Below are 11,609 nucleotides of genomic sequence, written 5' to 3' on the forward strand. Positions count from 1 at the left end.
GTCCTGGCGGACGCGGCGGGTTCGTGACTTGCATTCGGGGCTGCCCCGGCCGGCTCCGGGCCGGCGTGAAACGCCGGTCGGGAACGCCGACCCGAAACGCCAGAGCCTCCCCGGAGGGAGGCTCTGTGGGACTCAGGCGGCCGATTCGGCCTTGCCCGCGGGGGCGGCCTTCTTCTTCGGCGCCAGCACCATGACCATCTGACGGCCTTCGAGCTTCGGCATGGCTTCGACCTGGGCCAGTTCGACCAGATCGTCGCGCACGCGCTCAAGTACCCGCATGCCCAGTTCCTGGTGAGCCATTTCACGGCCACGGAACCGCAGCGTCACCTTGGCCTTGTCGCCTTCCTCGAGGAAGCGGCGCAGGTTGCGCAGCTTGACCTGGTAGTCGCCCTCGTCGGTGGCCGGACGGAATTTGACTTCCTTGACCTGGATGACCTTCTGCTTCGAACGAGCTTCGGCTTGACGCTTCTGCTCTTGGTACTTGAACTTACCGTAGTCCATCAAACGGCAGACCGGCGGCTCGGCGTTCGGCGCGATTTCCACCAGATCCACGTCGCTTTGCTCGGAAAGACGGAAGGCGTCGGCGATCTTGACGATGCCCAGCTGTTCTCCGTCCAGACCTATCAGGCGCACCTCGGGGACGCGGATTTCACCGTTGATGCGATTGGCTTTTTCAGTGGCGATGTTGAAAGTTCCTATAAATGTTAAGCAGCACTGCTGTCGGGGTGAACAACGTCGCGGCGGGTGGAAACGTCCTCGGACAGGCGCGCGACGAAGTCGTCGAAGGCGATTGCGCCGAGATCCAGTCCGCCCAGGCCGCGTACGGCGACGGTGCCATTTTGCTTCTCCTTGTCGCCGACGACGAGGATGTACGGCACCTTTTGCAGGCTGTGCTCCCGGATTTTACGAGTGATTTTTTCACCGCGCAAATCCGATTCAACCCTAAAGCCTTGTTTTTTCAGGCTTTGCGCAATTTGAGCCGCATAATCAGCCGAAGGCTCGGAAATGCAGCACACCACGGCCTGCACCGGAGCCAGCCAGGGCGGCATCGCGCCGGCGTGGTTTTCGATCAGCATGCCGATGAAACGCTCGAGCGAACCCAGGATCGCGCGGTGCAGCATGACCGGCGGACGGCGCTGGTCGTTCTGGTCCACGTACTCGGCGCCCAGGCGCACGGGCATGGAGAAGTCGACCTGGATCGTGCCGCACTGCCAGTGGCGGCCGATGGCGTCCTTCAGCGTGTACTCGACCTTCGGGCCGTAGAAGGCGCCCTCGCCCGGCGAGATCTCGAATTCGCAGCCGGTGCGGCGCAGGCTTTCCATCAGCGCCGATTCGGCCGTGTCCCAGACCTCGTCCGAGCCGATGCGCTTCTCGGGGCGCGTGGCGACCTTGTACAGCACCTCGGTGAAGCCGAAGTCGCGATAGACCTTCTGCAGCAGGGCCGTGAAGTCGGCACACTCGTCCTGGAGCTGTTCCTCGGTACAGAAGATGTGGCCGTCGTCCTGCGTGAAACCACGCACGCGCATCATGCCGTGCAGCGAGCCGGACGGCTCGTTGCGGTGGCACTGGCCGAACTCGCCATAGCGCAGCGGCAGCTCGCGGTACGAATGCAGGCCGGCGTTGAAGATCTGCACGTGTCCCGGGCAGTTCATGGGCTTCAGGCCGTAGACGCGGTTCTCGGACTCCGTCGTGAACATGTTTTCACGGTAGTTGTCCCAGTGGCCCGTCTTCTTCCACAGCGAGATGTCGAGGATCTGCGGCGCCTTCACTTCCTGGTAGCCGTTGTCGCGGTAGACGCCGCGCATGTACTGCTCGACCTGCTGCCACAGCGACCAGCCCTTGGGGTGCCAGAAGATCAGGCCCGGGGCTTCGTCCTGGAAGTGGAACAGGTCGAGTTCGCGGCCGATCTTGCGGTGGTCGCGGCGCTCGGCCTCTTCCAGCATGTGCAGGTAGGCGTCCTGCTCGTCCTTGGTGGCCCAGGCCGTGCCGTAGATGCGCTGGAGCATCTCGTTCTTGCTGTCGCCGCGCCAGTAGGCGCCGGCCACCTTCATCAGCTTGAAGACCTTGAGCTTGCCCGTGGACGGCACGTGCGGGCCGCGGCACAGGTCGATGAACTCGCCCTCGCGGTACAGGCTCAGCGTCTCGTTGGACGGGATCGAGGCGATGATCTCGGCCTTGTACTTTTCACCGATGCCCTTGAAGAACTCGACGGCGTCGTCGCGCGACCATTCCTCGCGCGTCACGATCTCGTCCTTCTTGGACAGCTCGGCCATCTTCTTCTCGATAGCGGCCAGGTCTTCCGGCGTGAAGGGGCGCTTGTACGAGAAGTCGTAGTAGAAGCCGTTGTCGATCACGGGGCCGATGGTGACCTGCGCGTCCGGGAACAGCGACTTGACCGCGTAGGCCAGCAGGTGCGCCGTGGAATGGCGGATCAGGTCCAGGCCGTCGGCGTCCTTGGCGGTGACGATGGCCAGGCTCGCGTCGGACTCGATGCGGTAGCTGGTGTCGACCAGCTTGGACTCGGCGCCGTCGAACGCCACGCGGCCGCCCAAGGCGGCCTTGGCCAGGCCCGTGCCGATCGACTGCGCGACGTCGGCGACCGTGACCGGCCCCGGATACTGGCGCTGCGAACCATCGGGCAATGTGATCTGTACCATCGGGAGTGCTTCCTGGGTTCTGAAAACGAAAGGGGGTATGCGGAAAACGCGGAAACGAAAAACGCGGCCTATGCCGCGTTTTCTGGATTTGTCTTGCTATGAGCTTTACCGCCGACTTGCCACGGTGAAACCCGACGCACGAAAAAACTTAACGCGACATAGGGCGAAAGTTCCAAGTAGTAGTTCGTGCCTGCGGGAAAAACATGATGTCGGGACCGGTTTGGGGCTTGGACTCGGACTGGCCCTGGCTGGACCTATCCTGGACTGGCCCTGGCTGGACCTATCCTGAGTTGGACGTTGCCGATTGTAGCACCGTTTGCGCGCATTTCGTGACATTTGCGCGACAGTGTCGGCGCCAAACAGGCCCTGCCCGCCCCTCCGCCCGGCAAGGCTCACTTGCCCAAGCCAACCTTGCCGACGCCGCCCTTGCGCAGCGGCGCCAGCAGCTCGGCCAGGCCGTTGTGATCCAGCTCGTGCATCAGCGCCAGCAGCCGGCCCAGCTCGCCGGGCGGAAAGCCCTTGCGCGCGAACCAGGCCAGGTACGGCCCCGGCAGGTCGGCGATCAGCCTGCCCTGGTACTTGCCGAAGGGCATGGTCCGCGTGACCAGCAGCGACAGCAGTTCGGGATCCATCAGGCCTCGCCCCCGGCCGCGAAATCGATGGCGGCGGCCGGCAGCGCCTGGATCCGCACGCCGAAACTGCTGATCGCCGGCAGCGTGGCATTGTGATGCTCGCGGATGCGGGCGCCGGACGCGTGCGGCTTGTCGTGGGTGGTGTGGGCGTCGGCCGCCAGCGTCACGGGCAGGCCCAGGCCGGCCGCGCGGCGCACGGTGGTGTCCACGCAGAATTCGGTGGCATAGCCGCAGATCACCAGGCTCGACACGCCGGCCGCCTTCAGTTCGTCGGACAGGGTCGTGCGCAGGAACGAGTCGGGCGTGGTCTTGCGCACGCGCCTGTCGTCGGTCGCCGGCGCGAGCCGCAGGTCCAGGTCCACGCCAGGCTGGCCGGCGGCCATCGCCCCTTCGCGGGTTTCGTGCTGGACATAGATGACCGGCGCGCCGGCGGCGCGGGCGCGGTCGGCCAGCGCATTGATGCGCTCGAGCACGGCGGCGGCATCGGCCGGCGGCGGCGAAGTCTCGAACAGGGCGCGTTGCACGTCGATCACGATCAGGGCGGAAGTCACGGTGGCTCCGGAAGGGTCGGGAAAAATGGAAGGGGCCAGTCTACCTTGCGCAAGTCCGGGCGCATCGCTCTTGCCGGCCCGCCGCCGGCATGCGTCAGCGATGCCAAGGGCGCAGGCCGCAAGCCACTGCGATCAACCGCAATCAGCCGCGCCGCCCGCTGGCGGCCAGGTGCGCGCGTAGATCCAGAAGTGGCGCGATGCGCCCGCGACCTCGCGATAGGCGTGCAACAGCCCTTCGCGCTGGAAGCCGCAGCGTTCCAGCACCCGCAGCGAGGACTGGTTGGTGTCGAGCACCGTGGCCTGGATGCGGGCATAACCCAGGTCGCGCAGGGCCCACTCGGCCAGCTTGCGGCAGGCCTCGCTGGCGACGCCCCTGCCCCAGTACGTCGGCGCCAGGTCGTAGGCGATCTCGGCGCGCCGGTGCGGGATGGAGATTTCGTTCAGGCCGATCGTGCCGACCAGCCTGTCGTCCGGCCCGGCGATCGCCAGCCGCATGCTGTTGGAACGCGCCGGCTCGGCATAGGCGCGGATCAGCGCCGACAGCGTGGCCGGGCCATCGAGCCGCCAGCTGGTGTGGCGCGTCACTTCCTCCAGGCGCAGGTAGTCGTGCCAATCATCGGCATCGGCCTCGCGCATGGCGCGCAGACGCAGCCCGGGCAGGTCCAGCGCGGGCAGGTTCAGGTCGTATCGTTCAGGGGGATAGGGGCGCATCGGGTTCGGCGGACTGGCGCGGCGCCAGGGCCGCGACATGGCGCAGCTTATCAGGGTTGCGCACCATGTAGACCGCCACGATCCGGCCATCCTGGATATCCAGCGATATCGAGCGCGGCAGGCCGTCAGCCTCGGTGCCCAGCACGGCGGGCATGCCGTTCAGGCGCACCACGGCCGCGCCCAGCAGCTTGCCGCCCGGCTTGCCTGCGATGCCGGCGAAAAAGCGCGCCACCTTGTCGCCGCCCATGACCGGCCGCAGCGTGGCGGCCTTCTTGCCGCCGCCGTCCGAATGCAGCACCGCGTCGTCGGCCAGCAGCTGCCGCAAGGCGCCCAGGTCGCCTTCGCGCGACGCCTGCAGGAAGGCCTCGGCGATGCGCAGGCCGTCCTGCTCGGTGGCGGCGAAGCGCGGCCGCGCCTCGCGCACGCGGTCGCGCGCGCGCAAAGCCAGCTGCCGACAGGCGGCCTCGTTGCGCCCCAGCGTCCGGGCGACCTCCGAGTAAGGCAGGTCGAAGACATCGTGCAACAGGAAGGCGGCGCGCTCGGGCGCCGACAGCCGCTCCAGCGCCAGCATCAGCGCCACCGACAGATCGTGGGCCAGCGCGCCCTCGCCCAGCCCGCCGTACAGGCCGGCGTCGGGCAGCGGCTCGGGCAGCCACGGGCCGACGTATTCCTCGCGGCGCGCGCGGGCGGACTTGATGTGGTCCAGGCACAGGCGGGTCACGGTACGCGACAGATAGGCGCGCGGCGCGTCGACCTGCGCGCGGTCTACGTCCCGCCAGCGCAGCCAGGCTTCCTGCACCATGTCCTCCGCCTCGGACCATGAGCCCAGCATGCGGTAGGCCAGCCCTTGCAGAACGCGGCGATGGGGCTCGAAATCGGCGACGGCGTCGCCTGTGGTCAGTGCGCTCATGCTGGGCGTCGGCCTTCAGTCTTTGGGATGCACGGAACGGAAACCGACGGCGATGCGGTTCCAGCCGTTGATCATGTTGATGACCAGCGTCAGATTAACCCGCTCCTCTTCGCTGAAGTGGCGGGCCAGCTCGTCGTAGTCGGCGTCGGGCGCGCCGGTGTCCGGCAGCCGGGTCAGCGCTTCGGTCCAGGCCAGGGCGGCGCGTTCGCGGCCGGAATACAGCGAGGACTCGCGCCAGGCCGGCAGCAGGTAGATGCGCATCTCGGTCTCGCCCAGCTTGCGGGCGTCGCTGCAATGCATGTGGATGCAATAGGCGCAGCCATTGATCTGCGAGGAACGGATCTTGACCAGCTCGATCAGGCTCTTTTCCAGGCCGCAATGCTCGGCAGCCTCGGTCAAGGCCAGCATGGCCTTCACGGCCTTGGGCGCGGCGGTATAGGGATTCAGGCGGGCGGTGCTCATGATGGTCTCTCTCTGCTCATGCGGTTGGGAAAGGGCTCGGGCGTCCGTTGCGAAGCGCCGTCGTGCATAAGACGAGACAGCCGTTGGCCGCGTGACAGCCGGCCGCCGGAAAATTGTAAAAATTATTGCCGCGACGGCGCCGCCCCGCCGGCGCCGTGGACGCCAGGAATGCCCGGCCCTAGCTTTCCTCGACGATGCGCGGCTCGCACAGCACGGGGAAATTCACCGAATTGGCGATGTAGCAGAAGTGATGCGCGCGCTCGTGCAACGCGGCGGCCAGCGCGGTGTCCGAACCCGGCGCCACGCCGACGACGGGCCGCAGCACCACCCGCGTGAACGCCCCGCCGCGCTCGGGATCCTCGGCCATCAGGCCCTCGGCCTCGTCGCGGTACGACAGCACGCGCACGCCCTCGACGGCGCACAGGTGCAGGTACCAGAGCTTGTGGCAGGCCGACAGCGACCCGACCAGCAAGTCTTCCGGATTCCAGCGCGTCCGGTCCCCCCGGAACGCGGGATCCGATGAGCCGGCGATGTCGGGCTTGCCCCCGGCCTGGATCTGGTGGTTGCGCGAATAGGACTTGTAGTCGGACGTGCCGGAGCCGGTGTTGCCGGTCCATTCCACGCGGACAAGGTAGCGGTGTTCGCCGTTCATTGCGATGATGCGCCTGTCGGATGAAGGGCAGGACAGCGTAACGCAAGCCACCGCGCGCCGTCTCGTCTTACATCCCGTTTCAGCGGCCCGCGGCTTGCGTCCGTATCGTGGGCCGGTTTTACCAAACAGGAGCTCGCCATGATGATCAAGACCACCCTGACCTGCGCCCTGACGCTAGCCTTTCTGACCGCCTGCGCCCCGTCGCGCAACGCTGCCCCCGTCGACAGCCACACCGCGCGCGACTCCCTGGACTGGGCCGGCAGCTACGAAGGCGTGCTGCCTTGCGCCGACTGCCCGGGCATCCGCACGCGCGTGACTCTGTCCGACGACGGCCGCTACGAGAAGCAGACCCAGTACCTGGACCGCCAGCCCCAGCCCGAAGTCGTGGCCGGCACCTTTTCGTGGGAATCCGACGGCAGCACCATCCGCCTGGACGCCTCCGGCGACAGCCAGCGCTACTTCGTCGGCGAAAACCAGCTGACCCAGCTATACCGCGACGGCACCCGCCCCACCGGCCCGCTGGCGCCCCACTACGTACTACCCCGCATGAGATAGCCGCCCCAAAGCGCCCGCGTGCTCCTCAGGAGTGCAGGCCTGCGGGCCGCAAGAATGAGCCCGCCCCGCAAGACGCTGCCCCAAAGCGGGATGCCACGGATCCGGCTCCGCCGGTCCGTAGGCATGCCCCTGGGGGAAGCGCGCAGCGCTTCGGGGGGGCCTCATTCAGTGGCTGATCATCCAGGGGCGGGAGCCGGCGAAAGATTTGGCGCCGTCCGCCGCCACCCGGGTCTTGCCGGACTTGCGTCCGCCCGAGCAGCAGCCGCAGTTCATGCCGTGGCCGGCGCGCGAGCTGCGCGGCTCGTTGGCGCTGCGCTCGTTCGCCGCGCGCGCCCGGTTCACCGCGGACGACAGCGCCGAGATGGCCGGCGCGCCGCCCACGATGCGTTCCGAGGACGCGCCGCATTGCGGGCAGTCGGCGGGATCGCGCCACTGCGCCAGCGGCCGCAGCGCCGAGAACTCGCCGCAGCCGCCGCAGGCATAGTCATAGATGGGCATGATGCGGGCTCTCCTAGCGGTCGCGCGACAGCGGCATGTCGACGTCGCCCTTGATGTGCTTCACCGGTCCCGAGGCCGAGGGCTGGATGTCGAAATCGAAGATCTCGGTCGGCAGCCACAGCGTGGCGCAGGAGTTGGGAATGTCCACCACCCCGCTGATATGGCCCTGCACCGGCGCGCAGCCCAGGATGGAATAGGCCTGGGCGCCGGAATAGCCGAACTTCTTCAGGTATTCGATGGCGTTCAGGCAGGCCTGGCGATAGGCCACGTTCACGTCCAGGTAGTGCTGCTTGCCCTGCTCGTCGACCGAGATGCCCTCGAAGATCAGGTAGTCCTTGTAGTTCGGCGTGATCGGGCTGGGCTTGAAGATGGGATTGCGGATGGCGTACTTGCTCATGCCGCCCTTGATCAGCGACACGCGCATATGGACCCAGCCGGCCATCTCGATGGCGCCGCAGAAGGTGATTTCGCCATCGCCCTGCGAGAAGTGCAGGTCGCCCACCGACAGGCCGCCGCCCTTGACGTAGACCGGGAAGAACACGCGCGCGCCGCGCGACAGATCCTTGATGTCGCAGTTGCCGCCGTGCTCGCGCGGCGGCACCGTGCGCGCGCCTTCGGCCGCCGCGCGATCGCGGTCGGCGCCCTGCAACGCGCCCATGTGCGCGGTCTTGGGCGCGGGCGGGTTGGCCAGCGGCGGCACGCGGTTCGGATTGGTGTCGATCAGCGCCTGCTCGCGCTTGTTCCAGTCGTCCAGCAGCTTCTGGTCGGGCAGACAGCCGATCAGGCCGGGATGGATCAGGCCGGCGAAATTCACTCCCGGCACATGGCGCGAGGACGTGAACATGCCGTGGAAATCCCAGATGGATTTCTGTGCGTGCGGGAAATAATCGGTCAGGAAACCGCCGCCATTGTTGCGGCTGAAGAAGCCGTTGAAGCCCCACAGGCTGTCGGGCTTGGCGCCGATGTCCAGCAAGTCGACCACCAGCAGGTCGCCGGGCTCGGCGCCCTCCACGCCCACCGGCCCGGACAGGAAATGCACCGTGGACAGGTCCACGTCGCGCACGTCGTCAGCGCTGTCGTCGTTCTTGATCGCGCCGCCGGTCCAGTCATAGGTTTCCAGGACGAAGTCGTCGCCGGGCTTGACCCACACCGCCATCGGGATGTCCGGATGCCAGCGATTGTGGATCTGCTTGTTCTCGTACGGGGATTGGGCCAGGTCGACCTTGATGAGCGTGTCGGTCATTCTCTTTCATCTCCAGCGTGGGCGTTGATAAAACAGAACTTTCTATCCAGGACCCTCCGATTGGATGGCGCGGGCGCGCCCCGCAGATCCTTGACATGTAAAGCAAGGTAGACCAGTTTCGGGTACAGGTAAACCGTGTTCGGGCCGATTTCGATCAGGGGATTCCTGGGGTTGCCTATATCGCTTGCTTGCGCACCGCCGGCAATGCCAAAAACCGGCGCGTCAAGGCATTCCCACCTATCAAGAATGAGGATGGAGCCATCTCCTTCGAGGCGGCAAGATGTAGCCGGATGACTACAAAGTTTCTTGCGCCTTCGTAGCCATATGGCTACACTTCTTTTCGTAGCCTCATGGCTACACCCACCACGGACCAGGAAACGCACATGACAGTCATCGACTATCAAAAAGCGAGGCCAGGAACCCGTGAAAGAACTCCGCAGCACCGAGGCCTATGATGACTTCGAAGCCCGCCTGAAGGACAAGGTCGGCAAGGCACGAATACAGGCACGCATACAGCGACTGGCCCTCGGAAACCCAGGCAGATGCCGGCATCTGGAAAAGGGAGTCTCTGAATTGAAAATTGATTTCGATCCCGGCTATCGGGTGTATTTCACCGAACGCGTCGCGGGAACCATCGTCATCCTGCTTGCAGGAGGAGATAAATCGACCCAGGACGCCGATATCAGGATGGCGCTACGCCTGGTCGACGAACTGGACTGGAATTTCTGAAAACCAGACGGCTGCCGTCAACGCCGTTGAAGCTGCCAGCATCGCCCCCTTCAACTGTCGCTCCACAGGGAGCCCCCCATGCGCAAACTGACGACACGGAAATACGACATCGCGGAGCGCCTGAAAACGCCCGAGGAAATGGCGCTCTACCTGGATGCATGCATCGCCGAAGGCGATGCGGCGCTGATTGCCAAGGCGCTCGGCGATATCGCTCGCGCCAAGGGCATGACCCAGGTCGCGCGGGACACCGGGCTGTCGCGCGAGAGCCTGTATAAAGCGCTGTCCGGGGAGCGCGCCCCTGACTTCAGCACCATTCTCAAGGTATTGCGCGCACTTGGCCTGCGCTTGCATGCCACCCTTGCCTGAGCGCTGCATGGCGCTCTACGCCGCCCAGTTATGATGCAGTCCCCGAACCCGGCGCGCCCTTTCCTGTTGCGCCCTGCTGCCTGTCCATGACCGCATCCCGCCTCCTGTCCGCCGCCCTGCTGCTCGCCGCCTTCTCCAGCACGGCCGCCGCCGAAGACTGCGTCGCCGCCTTCGATTCCGCGCAGTCGGACTACCGGCGCGCCCAGTCGGCGCAGGACGCGCTGGAAGCGGCGCGGGGCGGCAAGCTCGACGGCACGCTGTGCCAGGGGCGGCTGGACCTGCTGGACCTGCGCTTCGAACTGGCCGACCGCTACGAAGTCTGCGCGCGCGATGGCGGAACCTTTCCCGCCGACACGGCTGGCGCGATGGATCGGGAAGCCGGCATGCTGGCCTCGCAGAAATCCGACTGGATCAAGGTCTGCGGCCCGCTGATGAAGTAGCCGGCGCACGCCGAGCCGCGACCGCGGCTGGCACGTACAGCCGCCGTCGATATGCGACAATGGCCGCTCACTTCACCGCCGGGAGCGCCCCCGCCATGAACCTCTAAGCCTTCCTCCGATTCGTCCTTGCCGCCGGCAGCCCGCCGCGTCCGCAAGGCCCGTTCATCGTCAGGAGCGCTTCATGGCCCACGCACCCCACGCGCCCGCGCTGGCGCGCCCCCTTCTCCCTTCCCGGCAATCCCGCGCGCCGCTCGCGGCGACCTTTCATATCAGCCTGCGCCACGTCAGCCATGCGCTGCCCGACGGCCGCATGCTGCTGGACGACGTCAGCCACGATTTCAGCGCCGCGCGCCACGGCCTGGTCGGCCGCAATGGCGCGGGCAAGACGCTGCTATTGCGGCTGCTGCTCGGCGAACTGCCGCCGCAATCGGGCCGCATCGAGCGTCGCGGGCGCATCGCCGCCGTGCCGCAATCCCTGCCCGCCGGACCTGGCGTCACGCTGGCCGACGTGGCAGGCATGGCGCCCGCGCTGCGCGCCCTGGCGCGTATCGAAGCCGGCACGGGCAGCCAGGCGGACTTCGACCTGGTGGACGGCCGCTGGCGCGTCCGCGAGGAATGGCCGCGCATGCTGGCGGACGCAGGCCTGCCGGCCTGGCCGCCGGAACTACCGGCAGGCGCCGTCAGCGGCGGCGAACTGACCCGCGTGGCGCTGGTCGGCGCGCTGGCGCAGGACGCCGACGGACTGCTGCTGGACGAACCCACCAACCACCTGGACGCCCGCGCCCGCGGCTGGCTGAGGGAAAGGCTGGCCGCCTGGCGTGGCGGCCTGATCATCGCCAGCCATGACCGGACCCTGCTGGACACGATGTCGGACATCGTGGCGCTGGAACGCGGCGCGCTGGCCGCGCACGCCGGCAACTACAGCGCCTACCGCAAGCACCATGAACAGCAGGCCGCCTCGGCCGATGCCGCGCTGGCCCGCGCCCGCGCAGAACGCGATGCCGGCCTGCGGACGCTGCGCCAGCGGCACGACGCCGAGCTGCGCCGCGGCGCGCGCAATGCGCGGCAGGCGCGCGATGCCAACCAGGCGCCCATCCTGCTGGGCATGAAGAAGGCCAACGCCGAACGGCACGCCGGCCGCGAGCGGCTGCGCATGCAGGCCGCCGCCCAGGCGCTGGACGCCGCCGTGCGGCAGGCGAGCGC

General features: G+C 67.1%; 15 protein-coding genes. 5 read left to right on the top strand and 10 right to left on the bottom strand.

Features of this window, described 5'->3' with window-relative positions; translation table 11 throughout:
* Positions 1-132 precede the first annotated feature (132 nt).
* The 8 genes from infC to AC6LJ9_RS29045 form a co-directional block, all read right to left on the bottom strand.
* The gene (gene infC, locus AC6LJ9_RS29010) at positions 133-699 is read right to left on the bottom strand and encodes a translation initiation factor IF-3 (RefSeq protein ID WP_199771040.1); all 567 of its coding nucleotides are present in this window, start codon (positions 697-699) and stop codon (positions 133-135) included.
* Between the two features lie 5 nt (positions 700-704).
* Positions 705-2,657, bottom strand: coding sequence for a threonine--tRNA ligase (gene thrS, locus AC6LJ9_RS29015; RefSeq protein WP_498150242.1), 1,953 nt, complete (start codon positions 2,655-2,657; stop codon positions 705-707).
* 392 nt (positions 2,658-3,049) lie between these two features.
* A complete protein-coding gene (locus AC6LJ9_RS29020; protein WP_212320555.1) occupies positions 3,050-3,289 on the bottom strand; it encodes a DUF3820 family protein in 240 nt (79 codons plus the stop codon).
* Complete coding sequence (locus AC6LJ9_RS29025; protein ID WP_498150243.1) at positions 3,289-3,840, bottom strand: cysteine hydrolase family protein; 552 nt, start codon at positions 3,838-3,840, stop codon at positions 3,289-3,291. Before AC6LJ9_RS29025 ends, AC6LJ9_RS29020 begins: the two co-directional genes overlap by 1 nt.
* Before the next feature lie 132 nt (positions 3,841-3,972).
* Positions 3,973-4,551, bottom strand: a complete 579-nt coding sequence (locus AC6LJ9_RS29030) for a GNAT family N-acetyltransferase (protein WP_498150244.1) — start codon at positions 4,549-4,551, stop codon at positions 3,973-3,975.
* Positions 4,532-5,461 (bottom strand): sigma-70 family RNA polymerase sigma factor, encoded by a 930-nt coding sequence (locus tag AC6LJ9_RS29035; protein ID WP_498150245.1) that lies wholly within the window; start codon positions 5,459-5,461, stop codon positions 4,532-4,534. The genes AC6LJ9_RS29030 and AC6LJ9_RS29035 overlap by 20 nt, the downstream gene beginning before the upstream one ends.
* 15 nt (positions 5,462-5,476) lie before the next feature.
* Positions 5,477-5,923, bottom strand: coding sequence for a carboxymuconolactone decarboxylase family protein (locus AC6LJ9_RS29040; protein ID WP_498150246.1), 447 nt, complete (start codon positions 5,921-5,923; stop codon positions 5,477-5,479).
* A gap of 178 nt (positions 5,924-6,101) precedes the next feature.
* On the bottom strand, positions 6,102-6,575 hold the full coding sequence (locus AC6LJ9_RS29045; protein WP_498150247.1) for an OsmC family protein: 474 nt from the start codon (positions 6,573-6,575) through the stop codon (positions 6,102-6,104).
* 141 nt (positions 6,576-6,716) lie between these two features.
* Here AC6LJ9_RS29045 and AC6LJ9_RS29050 point away from each other — a divergent pair, with 141 nt between their 5' ends.
* The gene (locus tag AC6LJ9_RS29050; RefSeq protein WP_498150252.1) at positions 6,717-7,130 is read left to right on the top strand and encodes a copper resistance protein NlpE; all 414 of its coding nucleotides are present in this window, start codon (positions 6,717-6,719) and stop codon (positions 7,128-7,130) included.
* Positions 7,131-7,295: 165 nt separating this feature from the next.
* On the opposite strand, the gene AC6LJ9_RS29055 is transcribed toward AC6LJ9_RS29050, so the two are convergent.
* Complete coding sequence (locus AC6LJ9_RS29055; protein ID WP_103273796.1) at positions 7,296-7,628, bottom strand: zinc ribbon domain-containing protein; 333 nt, start codon at positions 7,626-7,628, stop codon at positions 7,296-7,298.
* 13 nt (positions 7,629-7,641) lie between these two features.
* The gene (gene fmdA / locus AC6LJ9_RS29060; protein ID WP_498150248.1) at positions 7,642-8,871 is read right to left on the bottom strand and encodes a formamidase; all 1,230 of its coding nucleotides are present in this window, start codon (positions 8,869-8,871) and stop codon (positions 7,642-7,644) included.
* Between the two features lie 423 nt (positions 8,872-9,294).
* Here fmdA and AC6LJ9_RS29065 point away from each other — a divergent pair, with 423 nt between their 5' ends.
* From AC6LJ9_RS29065 to AC6LJ9_RS29080, 4 genes are all read left to right on the top strand, one after another.
* Positions 9,295-9,600, top strand: coding sequence for a type II toxin-antitoxin system RelE/ParE family toxin (locus AC6LJ9_RS29065; RefSeq protein ID WP_498150249.1), 306 nt, complete (start codon positions 9,295-9,297; stop codon positions 9,598-9,600).
* A 78-nt stretch (positions 9,601-9,678) separates the two neighbouring features.
* Positions 9,679-9,966, top strand: coding sequence for an addiction module antidote protein (locus tag AC6LJ9_RS29070; protein ID WP_103273793.1), 288 nt, complete (start codon positions 9,679-9,681; stop codon positions 9,964-9,966).
* 86 nt (positions 9,967-10,052) lie between these two features.
* On the top strand, positions 10,053-10,406 hold the full coding sequence (locus tag AC6LJ9_RS29075; RefSeq protein ID WP_498150250.1) for a hypothetical protein: 354 nt from the start codon (positions 10,053-10,055) through the stop codon (positions 10,404-10,406).
* Between the two features lie 181 nt (positions 10,407-10,587).
* Positions 10,588-11,609: ATP-binding cassette domain-containing protein (locus AC6LJ9_RS29080; RefSeq protein WP_498150251.1), on the top strand; the 1,022-nt coding region annotated here is incomplete at its 3' end.

The organism is Achromobacter sp. 1011811831 (genome assembly GCF_059760905.1).